This window comes from Novosphingobium sp. BL-A-28-Hi1-0D, from assembly GCF_055521755.1.
This window is the reverse complement of the sequence record NZ_CM145502.1, coordinates 2,677,023-2,695,878: the sequence shown is the minus strand read 5'-3', so window position 1 is coordinate 2,695,878 and position 18,856 is coordinate 2,677,023. Positions and strand designations below refer to the sequence as shown.

The following is an 18,856-nucleotide window of genomic DNA, read 5'->3' as shown; positions in this document are numbered from 1 at the left end:
AGCAGGACGGTTACCAGTAGGACCACTGACCCAAGGCTATCGCCTGCACCGAAAGCAGGAAGTTCGTAATGGCGTGGGCGTAGAAGGCAGGAGCGATTGAGCCTCGGCGTAGCGCAAGACCGCCATAGATCAGGCCGGCGAGCACGGCCGCCAAGAAGTCGCCATGCATGGCTGCGAACGCCAAGGTCGAGACGGTGAGCGATACGGCTGTCGACGCGATACGAACATTCGGCAGCACGATGACCCTGCCGACCATACGCTGCAAGCCGCCCCGGAATGCCAACTCCTCGAACAAGGGTGTGACCAAAGTGGCGCCAAGAAGGCGGAACGCTATCCAGATCGCGGCAAGGATCGGCGGCGCACTGTCGAGCGCTTCCTGCATCAAGTCGCTGCGCTCCATGTCCAGAGGCACAAGCGCCAGCCAGATCAGATAGACCGCCACCCCGCCAAGGATATCGATGGGCTGGATGCGCCTCGCGATCTCTGAACCAACGACCGCCCGGAACTTCCATGCGATGAAAAGACCGACCACCGCCTGCAGCGGATAGAGCCAGTTGAACTCGGTGGAAGCAAGTCCAACCACCATGCCTGCAAGAAGAAAGCCCGCAAGCGGAAGCAGGAGGATCACGTCATTGGGATTCAGGGTCAAATCAAGGTGAGATATCAGCTTGGGGCCCGAAGTCGGCTTGTCGCTGAAAGGCCTCCTGCTGCCGTCATCGAGCGGAGCATGCCAGAACCATGGCAGTTGCATAACCCACAGGAAGAAGAACGTCACCGCCAGTGATGCAAGCAGGCCAAAATGCGAATGAAAGCCACCAACCGCAATTTCTGGAGAGTAACTCTTGCCAATCAGAATGAGCAGGGCGATCCGCAGCGCGTTCGACAGGAATACGGTAACACAAGCCAGCACCAGCAAGACGATTGCCCTAGCCATCTTAAGCCGAGCCCGTTCCGCAAACATGTAGAGCGCCAGCAGCCCGCAGCACAGCGCAATGCCCTGTGCTCCAGCGCATGACGGCGCAATCCGGACCGAGAAATCTGCCATGTTCATTATCGGGTAGGAATCTGGCGAAGGCTGGGAAATCCAGGGTTTATCGCCTGACAGCGCCTCGATGATGAAACTGCTGATCGCAATCGTCAGCGACTGAACCTTCAGATACGTCTGGTCGCTCAAAAGACCATAGATGTTCTGCTTCGCGGCGATGATGAGCCAGAACAGACCCGCATAGGCATAGGCCATCCGGGGCGCCCGGAAGTACGTCGATGGTCGTGCCAGTGAAAATGCCGCTGTCCACGCAATGAACAGGACAAGCATCAGCGGCAGGGCCAGATAGGTTTCGGTACCGTCGATCGAGTCCCTGCACGTTCCCGATCCGCATAGCAGGCTCGGCGAAACGCAGAACGCAGCGATGCCGGAGACGAGCAGCGCCATCCACTGCCATCGCCTCACAGCGCCGTAGGTGCTCTCACCTGCGATCGCCGTAAACCGGGTAAGCAGATAAAGTGCTGCCAGGAAAACGACATTCGCCTTCACCACGTACTTGAGCAGAAGGACAGGATGGAGGCCATTGGCAGGCGTTATCCGGTTCTCGAAGTTGGCATGCCAAACGAGATACGCAGGGACGATGCATAGCAGGACCAGAAGAGGTGGCACGATTGCCCCCCATCCCGAACCTGAATGCCGCAATGCGCCACCTGCTCCAGTTTCGCCAGCTTTTGCCATCACACCTGTTCTCCGACAAACGGATGGACCAGATGCCCGAAATCCGTTGATGCAACTTCTTCCTGCCTCACGTCAGCACTCGCCGTACTCGGCAGCGCGACACGCAGCCGAGGCATTGCGCCCCTTGGCAATCTGCTTTTCCGACATGGCAGGAATGACCCTGTCGAGATTGCTGCGGCCATCGGCCGATCCCAATCCAGCAGCCAGGTCGAACCACATGAACGCGCTCGAAAGATCCTTCCGGACCCCCAGCCCCTGCTCATACATGAGCCCAAGGTTTGTCATTGCTTCGCGACTCTTCTGCTGGGCCGCAAGCCGGCTCCAACGCAGTGCCTCGACGAAATCGAGCGGAACCACTTTCCCCTCGAGATGCAGGAAACCGAGCGCGGCGGCAGCCTCGGGCACGCCCCTGTCTGCCGCGGCATGCAGGAGTTGAAGCACCTCTCCAAGCTGCTTTTCCGGAACTTCCGCAGTTCTCAGGAGAACGGCAAGATTGTACGTCGCCATGGCATCACCGGCCAGAGACGCAGCCTTATACCAGCGCAGCGCCGCCTCAAGGTCCGGCTGCCCTGAAGCCGGATCAGCGAGCAGATCCCCAAGGTAGACCTGCGCCGTAATGTTGCCGCGTTCGGCATAGAACGCCAGCAGGCAACGGGCGCCGACGATATCCTGCGGAACGCCCAGCCCGAACCTCAGGCTGATCGCAAGATTGATCCCTGCCCTTTCCACACCTGCCTGCGCCGCCCGCGCCCACAGCTTCACAGCCTCCGAGCGATATGGGGGAACACCCAGACCCTCGGCAAAGAGGTCCGCCAAGGCAGCTTCGGCAAAGGGCATCCCCTGAGACGCCGCCTCGCGATACCATCTTGCAGCTTCGACATAGTCCTGCTCGACGCCCAGCCCCCGCTCGTAGAGCAAACCCAGAGCGGCCTGTGCTCGAGGATCACCGCGCCGGGCTGCCTCGGAGAGCTTGACCACTCGCGGCGCATCCACACCAGCCCCGATGTCGTTCATCAGCCCAAGCACATCGGGGGCGTGAACTGAGGCAGGATCAATGGGCAGACGGTCGAACCGCTCGACTTTCAACATGTCCAGCGGACAAGCCGGAACCGAGCGATTGTCCTGCGCACATGCGGCGTTCGAACAGGCTGCCGAAGCAGCAACCAGATATAACGAGAGCCTTCGCAGCGAGATCATGCGGCGCCGGCGCTATCCGGTGCGGGGCATCTGCTTAAAGATACCATGCGGCCGCGAACATGATCGGCAGCAGGAGTGGTATCGGCCAGAGCGCACGAACCCGATCTTCATGCGTAAGGAACGAAACCGTGCTCCAGGCATATGCCAACGCCCCGCCGACCAGCAACGCCCCGACGCTTATTGTGACGAAGGTTCGCACGCTAAGAACATGGAAAATCTCGGGAATGGCATAACCGAGGATCCACAACGTCGCGGCCCAGCCACCAGCAGACGACAGCGCGACGAGGTAGCGGTTCAACGACCAGCCATCCAGCTTGGAACCGCGCCCTCTTCGCCTTAGCCTGCGCCGAACGAAGAAATACCAGCGCGCGCAAACCCACAGCAGGAACGGCGCGGCTACCAGCAGGATGCCCAGATGCGCCGAGGCACGCTGGATTCGCACGTTCGTGGTCAGGCCCTTGCCCGTGATGATACTAGCCTGTGTGCCATAACTGCGGAACAGGTTCAGGACCGAACCATCACTCCCCGCCTTCGCCGCACGCGCTGCGACGTTCTTGTCGACATCGCCGATCACGTTCACGAACTGGCCATCATCCTTGCCCTTGGTCCGAAGGTCCCTCAGCGCGGCTACCGCCAGTTCGTCGATCAGGCGCTGCCGATCCAACTGCAACTGCGCATTTGCAAGGCCCTGGGCCACCTGCATGCGCATTTCCTCGGGATCGACAGGATCGGGAAAGCGGTCAAGCAGGACAATCATCCGGAAGGCACCCTTGCCTTGCTGGATGCGGATGTAGTCACGCGTCCGTGCCATCTCCTCGAGCGTAACGAGCATTTCTCTCGGAATTGCCTCGCTGCTGCGGAACACCTGCTGTCCGGCCATCGGAATGGAAAGCTGACGGAGCCTTGCCTTGAACGCATTGACGCGCTCGATCGACGGAACGCCGGAAGCGCGGAAGGCATCTATCTCGCGCTTTGCGGCAATCACCTGGAAAGGCTGCCGCGTGACGACGATGAACTGGAAGAACCGGAACGTTGCGCGACCAGAGAACAACTGCGGCTGACTGCTGATGGCCTGATCGATGGCTTCTGCCGGAGGCTGCGGCTTTTGAAGCTGCATGCCAAGGTAATAGTCGAGCAGAATCTGGCGCCGCGCCTCGCTGATCTGACGCTCGATCATCGATGGCGGACGACGCCCTCCGCTCGTCACCCGATCTTCAACCGCATAGGCCGCGATGAGCGAATTCGCTACCTGCTCCCGCAGTTTTGCAGGTGATTGGCCACTGGGATTGCCAATCCGGACCAGAGCCGTGTCCACATCCGCAGTGGTAATCTCACCGTTCGGAAAGGTCGCGATGACTGCAGACTTCTGGTCCTCGTCCGCAGCGATCGCCGCGGTCCCCGGCAGAACCAGAAACATCGATGCCAAAAGTACCTTCAGCAATAAGCGCAAAACTGATCTCACAAAAACCTTGCCGGACGATTTAGCACCGACGGGAAAGAGCAAAGGCCGCGTAAAAAGCAAAATCGCCCGACCGTACGCGATGTCCGGTGGGCGATGTCACATGACTTGCGGCGTTATCAGGCCGTGAGCGCGGCACCCTTGCCGAACACGCCACGCAGCGAGCCGAAACGGCGACGAAGCTGGAAGGCTGCCATCATCACGAAAGCAATGTAGGCGAGCAGACCAAGCTTGCTGCCATCGATTTCGGGAATGGCCGCCGGGGCCGGAGGTGTGCCGCCGTTCTGATCTGTCGGAGCACCCTGAGTGTTGAAATACTGGGTCGGCGAATAGAGGCTGTTGACCTTGTAGTTGTTCGCGATGTTCGAACTTTCCGCATTCGAGAAATTCGAATCGGGCGAGAATCCGAAGTCGAAGCCACCAGCATTCAGCGAGTTCTTCGAACCAGAAAGCTGGTAGTAGCTTCCGAACGTTCCGCTCAAGGCATTGAGATAGTAAACGCCGCTGCTCGCAGATGTTTCACCGTAACCTGCGTTACCACCAGCAATCTGCTGAGCCGAGCCAAGCGCCACCCAAGTGCCAGCGCTGTTGCGATAGCCGGTCACGAAAAGGTTATCAAAGCTACCGGAACCGCCGGTGAGCGAGGTACCCTTGGTCGCATAACCGGAGAATACGGTCGTGTTGCCATTCGGCGACACGATGCTGAAGTCATACTGTGCCTGCGCCCAGGCAGACGCCGGAACGGTTGCCGCAGCCATCGCGGTAGCGAAAGCGATCTTGCTAAGGATTTTCATTTGGCGCCTTCTTGCATGAATTTCGAAACGCTCGTCGAAATCCTGAACCTTCGGATGCGGTTCCTTGACTCGGCGAGTTTTACATTGCTGTCAGCTAGCAATAGGCACTTCGGAAACGCCGGGACATAATCGTCTTGACTATACCTTTTGTTAAGTGCCCCTTGAAACACCGGAAAGTAATCAGAAAATCGACGCCTTGCGGCTCAGGTACGGCAATGGATTGACCGGGCGACCGGATATCCGGACCTCGTAGTGAAGATGCGGCCCGGTCGATCGTCCAGTCGATCCGACAAGCCCGATGATATCCCCCGCCCGCACGCTCTGCCCCGGGGTAACCAGTAGCCGCGACATGTGCCCGTACCGCGTCTCCATGGCCGGACCGGTGCGCAGCGCCACGAACAGGCCGTACCCCCCGAACCAGGATGCCTTCTCGACAACCCCGTCCGAAGTCGCCCTGACTGGAGTTCCGAACGCCGCGGCAAGATCAATGCCATCATGATTGCGCAACTCGCCGCTAAGCGGGTGGACGCGCAGGCCGAAGCCGCTCGTGAGGGTTACCTTGGGCACCGGCAACGGGCCCACAAAAGCCATTGCAGGACGCGACGTCGGGCCGGCGACGGTGCGGGATGAGGATTCCGCAAGCGCCTTCGCTGCGGCCTGTTGCCATACCCTCCCGCTTGCAGCCAGTTGCATGACCTGCTCGTCGCTGTTGGTGGCCATCGCCGTGAGAACCGACGGACCACGCATTGCAAGGACGGGCATGACAAACTTTGGTGCCGACGGCGCCGGCGTCATCGTTCCATCCTGAGCTCCGGCACTACCGGGTAGCAGAGAAACAGCCACCGACAGAACGATTGTCGCAATCCCGTGGCGCTGCATCATTCGACAACGCCTGCCCGCTGGCTCCACGATTGCGCACAGCCAATGCCGAGCAGCGCTGCATAGATCAATGCGACACCCGGAAGTTGCAAGCTGAAGTCGGCCAAGCTGTGTATCGCAACAAGAACGCTGGCAGACACTGCGAGGACCGGGAATATCCTCTCGCGCCTGCGCCGGAATGCTCCGACATTGCAAAAGCAGACGAGCCATAGGACCGCCCCAACAGCAAGAATCGTGGCAGGTATGCCGAGTTCGAAGGCCAGTTCGAGATAGACGTTGTGTGCTTCGGTTACATTCGTACCTATGGCAAAATCGGCAGCGCGATAGGCTTCGAACGCGTGTGCGAAGCTTCCGTAGCCATGACCGGTCCAGGGAAATCGCGCTATCGCATCGAGGCAGGTCTGGAAGAGAGGCCATCTCTGCGAGTCTTCCGAACCGCTGAACCGATCCAGCGTCGTCAACCCGCTGACGTAGAGATAGAAGAACAGAAGACCTATGACCACGGCTGCAAGCCGCCTATCCGCCCGGAAATACCCGAGCGCTGCAAGCAGGCTGACTGCCACGAGCAGCGCAATGATGAAGGACACCATTCCCATGCGCGAATGGCTCTGAAACAGCCCCATCACGCAGATGCTGGCGGCCAGAAAATACGCCGCCGGGTTCCCGGCAAACGCCGAAAGCGCGCGAACGAGAGAGGAAGGCAGATATGCAACGTCGACCCAGCGCTTGCGAAAGCCGATGAAGGCAAGGGCCGCATTGGCAAGAGCGCAAAGCCCGGCATAAGTGGCAAAGTGATTGCGGTTGACGAACGTCCCCGTCACGTCTCCGACTCCGGCATATCTGGCCTGAAACAGAAGGTCGCGATTGCCCAACGAGAAGTTGATTATTCCGTACAGTGATAGCGCCGCGCCGGACAATCCGATCCAGCGCAGCAGCACAACGGCGCGATCGGACTGTCGAGAAAACTGCAAGGCCAGCCAGAACGCGCCGAGATAGCTGCTTAACCGCACCAGCGCTTCAAGCGTTCCTGCGGGATAGATGCTGATCGTTCCACTGCGGTGAATCCCCAGTGCCGCGTTCGCCTTGTCCCATAGCGGATTGCCGCCCGGCATTCCCGGCACGATCGTAGCGACGATCCATACGACAATAATGATCGCAATGATGAGCGCAGGCAGGAGTTGCCACGCATACTCAATGCTGCGGACTTCGCCGCGCGCAATCTTCCGCAACATCGACAGACACAAGAGAGCCGTAGTCAGCGCAATCGCATGCCAGAAGAATGGCCTGTTGCCCCCGAAGAACATCGGCGCAAGCAACATCAGCCAGCCAAAGGCCCTGAACTCCGTCAGATCGGCAATCTGGCGCTGAGCTGTCCTGCTCATACGGACTTTCTCCGCGCCGTATGCAGGGCATTGATAAAGTCGAGGTGCTCTCGCTGCCGACCGACAAGTGAACGGTGACAGAAGGTAACAAAGCCGGCATCGCGATTGAACCTGGCCAGATCGCGCGCACGATGTCTCGCTGCAAAGATAACCTGATCGCGGGCCAGGTCTTGAAGGCCGGCTTGTCCCTTCGCCGCCAGGCCGTAGGCAAGTCTGGCTCGCCAGGCTGCAATGTTCACCACATGCGGTCCTGTCTGCATCGACAGTTCCAAAGCCGCCACGGCCCCTTTGTTATCGCCACGCTGATTGCGAGCCCACGCTACCCGCATCCAGTTGTAGGTATTGGACGGATCCGCTTCGAGCGCGCGAGCGGCCACGGCAAGCAGTTCGTCGCCTTGTCCCTCGAGGCTGCCATGACCGTTCTGGGGCAAAGCCGTGATCGCAACCGCCGCGTTCGTCAGATTCTTCGCAGGATCGGTCAGACGCGCCGCTGCGACGCTGGTGTCGTAAGCGACACGCAGGCGGTCCTGGTCAACGACCTTTCCGCTGCGCAGCTCATCAACCACATCATTGGCCTCGAACGCCCATGCGTTTCCCAGTAGTCCGGCCAGTGACATGATCGCCACGGCAACTGCCGCTACCGTGGGAAACATCAGCGCGACCGACCGCTCAGTTACCATAAGTGTATGCTTTATAACGGTAGTAATAGTAATTGTAGCCAAGCCGGTCGTAGGACGCGTACTTGCGCAGGTCGACAAGGCTCATGATGGTCCCGCCCAGCGGAACTTCGAGCCGCTTCATGATGCCGACCACGTTCTTGACCACAGAGACCGGGGCCTTCGCCCATGCCACCGAGAGCAGAACCATGTCGACATGCTTGGAGATCACCTGGCTGTCACTGATGGGTGCGAAGGGCGCCGTGTCGATGATGATCGTATCGTAATGGTTGCGCAGTTCTGCCAGCAGCGCCGGAAACGCCGGCCTCAGGAGAAGCTCGTTCGGCGACCGCTGCCGAGCTCCTGCAAGCAACACGTCCAGATCCGAAAGCGTGTCCTTGACCAGGACGTTGCCCACGCTCTCCTGCCCGAGGATGACTTCCGCAAAGCCCGGACCGGACTCGAGGCCGATTGCAGAGCCCACGCGCGGCCGGCGCAGGTCGAGTTCCATCAGCAGCACGCGCTGCCCCCGCATCGCCAGCGAGCGCGCGTATGTGACCGAGGTGAAGGTCTTGCCCTCACCCGCGATCGATGAGGTGATCATGACGATCTGGCGAGGCCAGTCGGACAACTGTGTCTCGATAGCCGCGCGCAGCGTTGTCAGCGATTCCGAAGCGGCAGAATGCGGGTTGGACAGAACAGTATCTTCAGGACTGTCGTCCCCCGCATCCGTCAACGAAACCATCGCCAGCATCGGCCGGCCGGTTATCTGCTCTACTTCTTCCGCCAAGCGGACGAAGGGATCGAGGTATTCAAGCGCGAATGCAACCGCTCCACCAAGCACCAACCCTGCAATCAGCGCCGCCACCAGCGTTGGCACCTTCTGGGGATAGCTGGGATAGAACGCCGGCCGGGCAAGGGTGATGATGCGCGCATCGGGCGACTGGATGCCCTGCTGCTCGCTCGTCTCCTTGTAGCGGTTCAGGAAGTTCTCGTAGAGCGACTTGGCCGACTGCGCATTGGTCTCAAGCTCGCGCAGCTTCACCGCTGCCATCTTCTCGCTGCCGGTCCGCCCAGTCGCCGCCGCAAGGCTGGCGGACAGCGACTTCTCTCGCGCCTGAGCAAGCGAAAGGTCATTCGCCGTCGCTGCAGCAATCTTGCGGATCTCGATCTTGATCTTCTCGCGGAGATCGCGAAGCTCGGCATTGGCGTTGATGACGCGCGGGTGCCTCTCGCCCAGGTTCGTCCTGAGTTCCGAAAGCTTGCGCTGAATGTCGATCTCCTGCTGCCTCAGCCCGGAGATGAAGCCCGATTGCAGGATCGCGCTCGAGCTTTCCAGTCCGGCTCCGCCATTGGCAAGAAGCTGGTTGACCTGGTTCAGCTGGGTCTGCTTCTCCGCGCGAGCCGCACGCGCCATCATCAGCTGCGAATTGACATCGGTGAGCTGCTGACCGACGATCGTGTCGTTCTCTCCCCCGCCCACGATGCCGTTCGCCACGCGATATGTCTCGACCGCCTTGTCGGCGGCAACCGACTGCTGACGAAGCTCCTCGACGCGCTTCTCCAGCCAGTTGGTAGCACGCCGTGTTGCCTCGAACTTGGTGCCGATCTGCTGCGAGATGTACTCGCTCGCCAGAGCATTCGCGAGACGCGCCGCCTTGTCGGAATCGCGCGAAGTGATCTTGATCAGCAGGACATAGGAATTCTTGATCTGATCGACCCTGAGGCGCGCGCCGAGGTTCGACGTCGCGATCTCCTTGCGATGCGCAAGATCGTCAGGGCCACTGGCGTCACCCGCCTTCTCGTCATCCTTCGACTTGGACGGTCCAAACCACGTGCTCGGCGACCACCACTTGAAGCCGCCCTTCGCCTGCTGCCCCAGAAACTCGGGATCATCGTAAAGCCGCTGTAGGTCGACAATCCGCATGAGAATGTCGGGCGACCTGATGGTTTCCGCTTCGGTCGCAAGCGTCGCCATGTCAGGCTGCGCCGAAGACACAACCTGCTCCACGTCAACGACCTGCGTCTTGCGCGTCTCGATCGCTACCGACGCCGCGCTTTCGTAGAGCGGCGTGATCTGCATGACGACGATAGTGGCGAGCACGCCGACGATCGCGGCGGTCCCAACAACGATCGCCCAGCGCCGCTTGGCAACTTCCAGCAGCCGCTTGAGATCGAAATCGCCCCCATTCTCCTGAACGGGACCGTCATTTACCTGCAAAGTGTTCAAGACAAATTCTTTCCGAAGCTCACATCCGCCAGCTGAGCGACAGGTTCAACTTGTTGCGGCTGAAATCGAGAATTGATTGCGCCGAGTTCCTGTGCATCAGTGCATAGGAGAGACCGACTGCAAGGTTGCGCGGAAGCTTGTACCGCACGGTCGCATCGACCGAGTAAAGCATGTCGTGGCGCACTACGTTCGACAGCGTCCCCGTATCGAGCGTGAGAAAGTCGTTGCGCCCGATGCGCCCGCCAAGGCTGGCGGACAGGCGCGGACCAAACTCGCGGTCCGCCGAAACTTCGAGTGTCGTGATGACGTAGTTCTTTGAACCGTTCAGCGCCGTTTCCTCGATGCGACGGTCTGCCGCGACGCGCACCTTGGTATTGGGCGCAGCCGACCAGATCAGCGCAGCGCCGAACACAGGAGAACTGAATCGCCGAAGGTCCCCCGAACGATACGTACGTGATTGGTACCCGACGAAGACTTCCCCGGTCACGAGATTGGTTAGCGCAAGATAGAGACCCGCCGTTCCGCGCCACGTCGTTGAATCGCGCTGGATCCCGAAATCGTCCCGTTCGATTAGGTAGTTGATCTTTACCCATTCACCGCGCAGGACGACCGAATAGCCGGGCGAAAACTGGTATTGCGCACGGGAACGGATCTGCGTCGTCGTGCGGTTCCGGTCGCGGTTGTTTATCGTCCCACCGTCGTTGCGGGGGGTGTTCCGATAACTGTACTCCTGGACCGCGCCATCAAGGTTCATCTTGAGACGGCCGAGTTCGCGGCTAAGGCTTAGCTCGGAGTTCCAGAGTCCGAAGGGCGTAGGTGAGATCGAACTTGCATCGTTGTTCGGATCACCGCGATCCTCATGCGAAAACGAGTAGCTCGTCCGGGCTCTCAAAAAGGTGTCGCGGATCGGCTCGAGTTCGAGACCTGCATTGATATTCCTGTCCCAGCGGTTCTCACGCGTCCTTTGCGCATATTCATAGCGCGTGACCGCCCCGCCAAGGTTAAGCTTGTAGCGGGTCGTGTCCTTCTTGACGTTGAGTTTGGGCGAGGACTTCACGTATAAGTCACTCACTCCGCCATCGCGCGAGGCATAGATGTTGTCATCCAGATAGGCATCGACATCCATCGCCAGGGTGACGCGAAAGCCACCCACGTCCGCTCCTGCGGAATCCTGCCCGAACGCTATTCCGGGTGCGGAAAGTGCCAACGGCCCGAGAACCATCGCAATGCTGTACTTGGCGCACGGAGGGGCCATCTTGCTAACCTTTGTCTTGATTCAGGAAAGACGAGGACAACTGAAATTCACGAAGGACTGATGTTGTCCCGCGTCGGATTCTCGACAAAGTCGGGCGGCCCCTGATTACCGGGTCCCGGGTCGTCGAATGGAGAGTTTCCATTATTCCCGTTGTTGCCATTATTCCCGTTGTTGCCGTTGTTGCCGTTGTTGCCGTTATTGCCATTCCCGGACTGGTTCTCGGTCACTGCAGCAATCGCCTCTGCTGCGGCAGGCATCGCTTCGGCGATCTGCGGTGCAATGTCGGGAAGCTGCTGCGCCAGCGCGGCTGCGGCGGCAGGGTCGGTCAGCACGATCTGCAGGATGCCATCGACTACGCGATAGATGATGCGACCATTGCCGCGAACACCTTGATTGGCAATTTCCTCCTGCGACACGACAAGGATCTGGACCTTGAGCTTCGGATTTGCCTTGCGCAGCTGCTCGATCGATGGCGGCTCAACCGCATTCCAAGCCTGCGTCTTGCCATCGCCCGGCTGATTTTGCGCAGGATTTCCATCGTCCGGCTTTTCCGTAGCCGCTGGTGCCGGTGGGTTACCATCGGTTGACTGCCCGACTGCGACACTCCCGCATGCCAGTAACATCAATGACAGGCATGCCATGCCGACGACACGCGACCCCCGCCGTTCCTGCTTGGCCGCCAATGCACCCATCATTACGCTGTCCACTGTCCAACCCCTTCATCATGCAGCCGGATCTGAAATTGCGATCCGGACATCAGAAGAACCTCTCATTGACTTTGATAATGTCGCCGGGAAGCACGGTTGCATTCACATCAACCGAGACCTTCTTGTTATCGGGTCCACGAATGAGCTCGAACTTCGATTGCTTCGCCCGGTACGTGTAGCCACCCGCAAGTGCGATCGCGTTGAGCACGGTCATGCCGGCCACGTAGGGATAGCTTCCGGGCTTGCCCACTTCACCAAGCACGTAGAACGGGCGGTAGTTCAACACGTCGATCGCCACTTTCGGCGAGATCATGTATCCCTCTTCGCGAAGCCGCCGCTCGATGAGAGCTGTCAACTGCGTGAGCGTAAGACCCACGGCCTTGACCTGCCCCAGCAGCTGAAGAGACAGATTGCCGGTGCTGTCCACCTCGTAGTCACCCGAGATGGTATCCTCGTTGTAGACCCGGATACGAAGCTTGTCGCCCGATCCGAAACGATACGCGACCTCATCTGCAGACTCCGCCGCGTCCTGCGCCACTTTGGCGCCCACGCCGACCAGCAGCGCATCCGCAGACGCAGCTTCCTGCGCCGCGGCCTGCTGGGCCGTCAGGCTAAGGCAAGTCACAAAAGACATGATTACGACGTCGATTCTCATTCAATACTCTTTGACCAACACCACAATACAGCGGATGCGTTCATGAAGTTCTGTACCAAGATCTATTAAAAGACCCAATTTGCGTTGGCTTTGCAAAGTCATGTGCTACGACGTTAATCGAAACGCTTGATCTTTTTCTGTCCCTATCCGCTGATTATTATGAGGAATTGGCCCTTCACTATATCTAAATGCAACTTTCGATACCTACCAGACGCACAAGAAAATCCCATGCTGCCATTGGCTTACAAAAATAAACCATCGGACTATCTGGGCACGGGTTTGTCGCCGTCGTCCTCTGCTGTCGCCGAACCCACGACTGTACGATCGAGGTAGTCGTCGATGTCACCGAGGGCGTCGCCGCTGTTCTCGACCGCCCTATCCCCGGGAAGTGGCGCGGCCATGGTTGGAGCGCTATCGCGTCCGGAACTGTCGCGTGAAGGACGATCCGCCTTGGACCGCAGAGGCAACCGGTCAATTGCCTGCACCAGTGGCGTAAGCAGCGGCACGTCGCCGTCATTACGCGCTCGCGCCACTCGCTTGTCGATATCAGCTCTCATGAGGCCGGGGGCAAAGACGCCCCAATCGAGCAAACCTGCTGCCGCCAGGACCCGCGTTCTTGCATTCCTGGCAGTGGCTAGCGTCGCATTGTAGTTGATCTGTGCCGAAAGCAGGTCCCTCGCAAGATCGAGAACGTCCAGCGTCGTCCTCATTCCCAATTGCTCTTGCTTCACCGCACCTTCATGGGCCCTGCGCGCAAGCTCCACCGCATCGCCAAGGTTGACCAGCGAAGCTTCGGCACTGACCCATTCGTTCCAGGCATCGGAAAGTTCCGCGCGGGATTCCCGCAATGCCTGATCGATGAGACGCCAGTCCGCATCGTTGATCGCTTCGGCTTCATGCACCCGTGCCGTAAGAAGGCCACTCTGGAAGATTGAGCCGGAAAGCACGACCTGCCCGCTCATTTGCGAACGCTGGCGCCACTGAAGTCCGACAAGGTTGGTATCTACCCCGGCACGGCCTCTGAGATCCACCCGGACGCGGCCTTCCGCCTTTGCACCCTCGACCCCAGCCCGCGAAACCTGCTCGCGGGCGTAGGCAGCCTTCATCACAGGCAATTGGTGCTGTGCCACCGCAAATCCGTCTTCGATCGAACGGAAGGGGACTGGTGCTGAGGGTGGTGGAGCCAGATCACCTGGGCGCGCGCCAACCAGGCGCTGAAACAGCGCTTCCGACGCGGCGACAGACCGCTGCGCCTGCAGCAACTGCGCTCGGCCAAGTTCGACGCGCGTCGCTACCTGCTGCACATCCGTGCGCGTGGTGTCACGCGCCCTGTAGCGCGAGGCATTGTTGCGCAATTCGCGTTCAAGGAGTTGGAGGTTCTCACGCGCTATGTTCTCAGCCGCACGATCCCTGATCACACTGACGTAGGCTGCGAAGGTCTGCGCCACCAGTTGCTGCTCGGTCGCCTGAACTGCTGCGCGCTGATATGCGATCTGTGCCTTGGCCTCGCGTTCGCCCGCAGCATTGCGCCCAAATGTGAAAAGCGGTTGCGTCAGGATGGCCGATGCAGCGGTCGACCAGTCTGACCGTTTGACAAAGTTGCCAAGCAACTGCTCGACATTGTCGCGCTGATATCCGTAGCTCGCTTCGAACGACAGCTGCGGTCCCGACCGCGCCCTCGCCTGCGGTAGTCGATAGCCCACGCTTTCGAGCTTCGCGTATTGCGCAAGCAATTCCGGGTTGCTCTCATAGGCTCGCTCGAGCGCCTCTTCCAGACTGCGAACCGGTTGGTCGGCCCGATCCGAAGAGGCTGCCTTGGATATGGCCGTGGCATCGTCTGCAGGCAATGAGGTCTCTTGCGCGTTCAACGCGGACGGCACAGACATCATCAGTCCCAAGGGCAATGCCTTGAGGCAAATCGAGGCCACCCTCGCCTTGCAGCCGCTACGCTCAACGAACATTCACTGGATCTCCAGGTGATCTTGCGCCGAACCGGCGCTGCCGGACCTCGACTGCACCGATTTCAGTCGCGGAACGCGCGCTCGAGTTGGTCGAAGAATGGCTTGGTCAGATAGGACAACAGCGAACGATCACCCGTGGATATGAAGACGTCCGCAGGCATCCCGACAGTCAGCTTGAGTCCGGTCTGCTTCTCGAACTGGCTCCGGTCAAAACTCAGTTTGACGCGGTAGAAAGTCGCGCCAGTCTTCTCGTCCGCAGCACGCTCTGGTGCGATGAAGGTCAGCACGGCGTCAGCCTCCGGAGTGGTCTGGGCATTGAACGCGGAGAAGCGCAGGCGGGCCTTCTGATTCAACTGCAACTGGTCGATGTCGGCCGGGCTGACCCTGGCGTCGACGATGAACCTGTCGCCATCCGGCACGATCTGAAGGATCTGTTGTCCGGGCGGGATAGCGCTGCCCGGCGTCGAATAGGCAAGACCGAAGACGATACCGTCCTGCGGCGCACGAATGACGCTGCGGTCGTACATGTCGCGAGCGTCAGCGCTTCGTACCTCGCCCTGGTTCAGCGCCTCGATGACCTGCGCAAGCTCCGTCCCTGCATCTGCCCGGCTTCCCTGCTTGACGCTCAGCATCTGCTCGCGGATTTCGGAAATCCTGGCCGTGATCTGTGCGACGCGCGCCTCAAGCGAGGCCGCTTCTCCCGACAGACTGACGGCAGTTCGCTCGATCTCGTTCAGGCGATTGATGGTTACGAGCTTCTCGCCATAGAGCTGGCGAAGGCTGCCCAGTTCGGGGGAAATGAGCTTTTCCTGCTCGCGGATCGCCCATATCTGCTTTCGCGTACTATCGATTTCGGAACGGGCCTGCGCCACGCGCTCGTCCAGAAGCGCAATCTGGCTCGCACGTTCGGACTGGCGAATGGCGAAGAGACGTCGCTCGCGTTCAAGCGCCGTCACGATGGATGGGTCGCGCGAGGACAGCATGTCTTGTGGAAACGCGATCGCGTCGCGCTCCGAGATTTCCGCCTCGAGCCTTGCCCGCCGCGCCCGCAATTCCGCCACGCTGGCGCCTGTCAGGTCGGCATTGACCGAGGTCACCGCATTGTCGAGCCGGAGCAGGATATCACCCTCCTTGACCCGAGAGCCGTCATGCACGAGCACTTCCGACAGCACGCCACCGCGCAGGTGCGACACCGATTTGACCTGCGACTCGACCGTCAGCGCGCCGCCTGCGACGACGGCGCCCGTCACCTGCACCACTTGCGCCATCAACCCCAGGACGACCACAAACGCACCAATGGCGCGGTAGGCCGTGCGGGTGCGTGACTGCAGTCGCTCACCGGGCGTGAACTGCGAGGTTTCGACCTTATCCGACATTCGCGGACGCCATGCTCGTAACTCCGGTGTTGTTCGCAAGGGACATGCGCATGATCACCTCGTCCCGCCCCCCGAACTCCCGCACCCGCCCGCCCTCGAGCACGAGCAGGTGGCTGACGCTGTCGAGGATCTGCTTGCGGTGCGCCACGACGATCACGATCGCGCCGCGGGTGCGGGCGAGGGTTATGGCGTTGACCAGCGCGGCTTCGCCTGCGGCGTCGAGATTGGAGTTTGGTTCATCTAGTACAATCAGGAACGGGTTTCCGAAGAGGGCGCGGGCCAGGGCGATGCGTTGGCGTTGGCCGGCGGAGAGGTTGGTTCCGCCATCTCCGACTTCGAACTGGTAGCCGCCTGGCAGCGCGAGGATCATCTCGTGGACGCCGGCGGCCTGGGCGGCGGCGATGATGCTTTCCGGGGTGGCCGAGACATCGCAGCGGGCGATGTTGTAGGCGATCGACCCGTCGAACAGCTCGACAGACTGCGGCAGGTAGCCGAGCGCACGGCCGATGTCGTCGGCGTCCCACTGGTCCATCGCGGCCTGATCGAGCCGGACGCGGCCGCTGACCGGTGTCCACACCCCGACAATCGTGCGCACGAGCGACGACTTGCCCGCAGCACTGGGCCCGATCACGGCAAGGACATCCCCTGCAGACAGGGTGAAGGCGATCTGCGCTATGGACGGGCGCTGGGTTCCCGGCGGACAGACGGTCACGTTCTCGACGCTGAGCTGACGGCTTGGCAGGGGCAACAGGAGCCGCTCCTGCTGCTCGGGCGTGACGGACAGCAAGCGATCGAGCCTGTGCCAGGCCGAGCGTGCAGCGATCAGATTGCGCCACTGGGCAATCGCCTGATCGACCGGCGCAAGAGCCCGCCCTGCAAGGACCGAACTGGCAAAGATCACCCCACCCGTCGCCTCACCGGAAAGCACAAGCAAGGCGCCCACGGTCAGGATCAGCGATTGCAGCACCATACGCGTGCTTCGCCCGGTGACCGAGAGCAGGACATTCTTCTCGTTAAGTTCGCGCTGCGTCGAGACGAATTCGACCCCGGCCTCCTGCGCAATCGCAATCGTCCTGTCGCGCATGCCAAGAGCCCGGATAAGCTCGGCGTGGGTGCGCTGGCTTTCCTGCATGCGGAACCGGCGCAGGCCGAGCGAGGACAACTGCTGCACCGCATCCCGGTTGATCCGGTCGGTCAGGCGGGTGAGCCCGACGAGCAGCAGCGCACCGACAAGCGCGGTGACACCCAGCCAGATGTGCAGCAGGGAAAGAACGATCAGGAAAAAGACAATCCACGGCAGGTCGAGCAAGGCCGCAGGCCCCGTTCCGGCAATGAAGTTCTGCAACTGGTCGAGATCCCGCAGGGGGCTCTGCGTCGAGGACTCCACAGGGTGATCGATTGCGTGCTGATGCGCGGCCCGTGCGACCCGCGGGCGCAATCTGTTGCCAATCTCGGCTGCAACCTCACCCAGCATGTTCGACCGCAGGACTTCAAAGCCCGCCTGCGAAGAATAGGCAATGAGGACCAGAACCAACAGACCGACGAGCGTGGGATAGCTGTGCGACGGCAGGACGCGGTCATAGACCAGCATCATGTAGATCGAACCGCCCAGAACCAGGATGTTGATCACGGCACTGAGCGCGGCAATCCCGAGCAGAGGCTTTCGTGCACCGGCCAACATCGCCTTCAAGGGACTGCCGGAGGCATCAGCCAACATCATGCTCATCCTTCGCATTTCCAAAAAATGCGGCCTTGGCGAAAAAACGAAGGCCTTCAGCAGCGCAACAGCAAGCACCGGACCTTCCGGAACATGCACGGACGACCCAAGTGCTTGAAACGGAGCACCTACTACTTTGCCCAAGCAGACGAACTAGCCGGATCGGCTATTCGACACCCCGGCTGGGAGGATATCCGGCCACGAACATGCCCGTCCAAGACACGGAAAAGCCGGGACGAGGCAAATACCGTCCCGGCTCTTTAAAAAACACCCGCCAACAGTCAGCGCCCCGAGGCAAAGAAATCAGGCGGCAGCTTCGACCAGCTCAAGTTCCCGCGCATCACGCATCGCGGCGCGGCGACGCTGCATCCACAGGGCAAATGCGAGCATGACGAACAGGGCCACTGGCAACTTCGCCCCGTCGATCTCCGGGATCACCACGGACGATGCGGTCGCAAAGTTCAGGACCGTGACCGAGGGATCGACACCAACCAGGAAATAAGAGCTCTGATAGGCGCTGCCATCTGCAAAGAAGGCACCGTCGATATCGACCAGTCCGCCACCGTTTTCATTGAGCGACTGGAGCGCATAGAACACGGGGCCAGAGCTGATCCCGCCGGGATGCGAGAAGAACCCGAGGTCACCGCCCAACGCCGCAGCGAACTGCGCAGCAATGCTGCTATCCTCGCTCCATGGCTGACCGACGAGAGCGGTCTGCACGGAGGAATCGTTGAGCGCGCCGGTCACCACGCTGAAATCGTAGGTCGCGGTCTGCGACGCTCCGTTCGCGTCGGTCCAGGTGACCGTCTTCACCACAGCATGCGCAGGAGACATGGCCAGCAGCAGTCCCCCGACGAGGGTCACG

General features: G+C 60.4%; 15 protein-coding genes. All 15 read right to left on the bottom strand.

All coding sequences use genetic code 11. From position 1 onward, the window contains the following. Positions 1–10 precede the first annotated feature (10 nt). Positions 11–1,723 (bottom strand): exosortase E/protease, VPEID-CTERM system, encoded by a 1,713-nt coding sequence (gene xrtE / locus ACZ1JW_RS13155; RefSeq protein WP_465140860.1) that lies wholly within the window; start codon positions 1,721–1,723, stop codon positions 11–13. 72 nt (positions 1,724–1,795) lie between these two features. Continuing rightward, positions 1,796–2,920 (bottom strand): tetratricopeptide repeat protein, encoded by a 1,125-nt coding sequence (locus ACZ1JW_RS13150; RefSeq protein WP_465140859.1) that lies wholly within the window; start codon positions 2,918–2,920, stop codon positions 1,796–1,798. Between the two features lie 34 nt (positions 2,921–2,954). Continuing rightward, the gene (locus ACZ1JW_RS13145; protein ID WP_465140858.1) at positions 2,955–4,424 is read right to left on the bottom strand and encodes a hypothetical protein; all 1,470 of its coding nucleotides are present in this window, start codon (positions 4,422–4,424) and stop codon (positions 2,955–2,957) included. Positions 4,425–4,498: 74 nt separating this feature from the next. Then, on the bottom strand, positions 4,499–5,137 hold the full coding sequence (locus ACZ1JW_RS13140) for a hypothetical protein (RefSeq protein WP_465140857.1): 639 nt from the start codon (positions 5,135–5,137) through the stop codon (positions 4,499–4,501). A gap of 216 nt (positions 5,138–5,353) precedes the next feature. Continuing rightward, entirely contained in the window at positions 5,354–6,055 is a 702-nt protein-coding gene (locus ACZ1JW_RS13135) for a M23 family metallopeptidase (protein WP_465140856.1), read from the bottom strand. Continuing rightward, entirely contained in the window at positions 6,052–7,371 is a 1,320-nt protein-coding gene (locus ACZ1JW_RS13130; RefSeq protein WP_465140855.1) for an O-antigen ligase family protein, read from the bottom strand. The genes ACZ1JW_RS13135 and ACZ1JW_RS13130 overlap by 4 nt, the downstream gene beginning before the upstream one ends. Positions 7,372–7,430: 59 nt before the next feature. Then, positions 7,431–8,060: a hypothetical protein gene (locus ACZ1JW_RS13125; protein ID WP_465140854.1), complete on the bottom strand. Its 630-nt coding sequence runs from the start codon at positions 8,058–8,060 to the stop codon at positions 7,431–7,433. Between the two features lie 43 nt (positions 8,061–8,103). Beyond that, entirely contained in the window at positions 8,104–10,320 is a 2,217-nt protein-coding gene (locus tag ACZ1JW_RS13120; RefSeq protein WP_465140853.1) for a GumC family protein, read from the bottom strand. A 19-nt stretch (positions 10,321–10,339) separates the two neighbouring features. Next, on the bottom strand, positions 10,340–11,575 hold the full coding sequence (locus ACZ1JW_RS13115) for an outer membrane beta-barrel protein (RefSeq protein WP_465140852.1): 1,236 nt from the start codon (positions 11,573–11,575) through the stop codon (positions 10,340–10,342). A gap of 47 nt (positions 11,576–11,622) precedes the next feature. After that, positions 11,623–12,258 carry a hypothetical protein gene (locus ACZ1JW_RS13110; RefSeq protein ID WP_465140851.1) on the bottom strand — a complete coding sequence of 212 codons (636 nt, stop codon included), beginning with the start codon at positions 12,256–12,258 and terminating at the stop codon, positions 11,623–11,625. Positions 12,259–12,331: 73 nt separating this feature from the next. Continuing rightward, positions 12,332–12,937 carry a polysaccharide biosynthesis/export family protein gene (locus ACZ1JW_RS13105; protein ID WP_465126251.1) on the bottom strand — a complete coding sequence of 202 codons (606 nt, stop codon included), beginning with the start codon at positions 12,935–12,937 and terminating at the stop codon, positions 12,332–12,334. Positions 12,938–13,200: 263 nt separating this feature from the next. Next, positions 13,201–14,898: a TolC family protein gene (locus ACZ1JW_RS13100; RefSeq protein WP_465140850.1), complete on the bottom strand. Its 1,698-nt coding sequence runs from the start codon at positions 14,896–14,898 to the stop codon at positions 13,201–13,203. Between the two features lie 62 nt (positions 14,899–14,960). Then, positions 14,961–16,274 carry an HlyD family type I secretion periplasmic adaptor subunit gene (locus ACZ1JW_RS13095; RefSeq protein WP_465140849.1) on the bottom strand — a complete coding sequence of 438 codons (1,314 nt, stop codon included), beginning with the start codon at positions 16,272–16,274 and terminating at the stop codon, positions 14,961–14,963. Then, positions 16,264–18,000 carry a type I secretion system permease/ATPase gene (locus ACZ1JW_RS13090; RefSeq protein ID WP_465140848.1) on the bottom strand — a complete coding sequence of 579 codons (1,737 nt, stop codon included), beginning with the start codon at positions 17,998–18,000 and terminating at the stop codon, positions 16,264–16,266. The genes ACZ1JW_RS13095 and ACZ1JW_RS13090 overlap by 11 nt, the downstream gene beginning before the upstream one ends. A gap of 294 nt (positions 18,001–18,294) precedes the next feature. Next, a complete protein-coding gene (locus ACZ1JW_RS13085) occupies positions 18,295–18,855 on the bottom strand; it encodes a hypothetical protein (protein WP_465140847.1) in 561 nt (186 codons plus the stop codon). Position 18,856 lies beyond the last annotated feature (1 nt).

Excerpts from the sequence above, each read along its gene's own strand:
- ACZ1JW_RS13140 (WP_465140857.1), bottom strand. The coding sequence starts at position 5,137 with ATGGCTGCGGCAACCGTTCCGGCGTCTGCCTGGGCGCAGGCACAGTAT.
- ACZ1JW_RS13090 (WP_465140848.1), bottom strand. The coding sequence starts at position 18,000 with ATGAGCATGATGTTGGCTGATGCCTCCGGCAGTCCCTTGAAGGCGATG.
- ACZ1JW_RS13150 (WP_465140859.1), bottom strand. The coding sequence starts at position 2,920 with ATGATCTCGCTGCGAAGGCTCTCGTTATATCTGGTTGCTGCTTCGGCA.
- ACZ1JW_RS13130 (WP_465140855.1), bottom strand. The coding sequence starts at position 7,371 with ATGTTGCTTGCGCCGATGTTCTTCGGGGGCAACAGGCCATTCTTCTGG.
- ACZ1JW_RS13115 (WP_465140852.1), bottom strand. The coding sequence starts at position 11,575 with ATGGCCCCTCCGTGCGCCAAGTACAGCATTGCGATGGTTCTCGGGCCG.
- ACZ1JW_RS13095 (WP_465140849.1), bottom strand. The coding sequence starts at position 16,274 with ATGTCGGATAAGGTCGAAACCTCGCAGTTCACGCCCGGTGAGCGACTG.
- ACZ1JW_RS13135 (WP_465140856.1), bottom strand. The coding sequence starts at position 6,055 with ATGATGCAGCGCCACGGGATTGCGACAATCGTTCTGTCGGTGGCTGTT.
- ACZ1JW_RS13100 (WP_465140850.1), bottom strand. The coding sequence starts at position 14,898 with ATGTTCGTTGAGCGTAGCGGCTGCAAGGCGAGGGTGGCCTCGATTTGC.
- ACZ1JW_RS13105 (WP_465126251.1), bottom strand. The coding sequence starts at position 12,937 with ATGAGAATCGACGTCGTAATCATGTCTTTTGTGACTTGCCTTAGCCTG.
- xrtE (WP_465140860.1), bottom strand. The coding sequence starts at position 1,723 with ATGGCAAAAGCTGGCGAAACTGGAGCAGGTGGCGCATTGCGGCATTCA.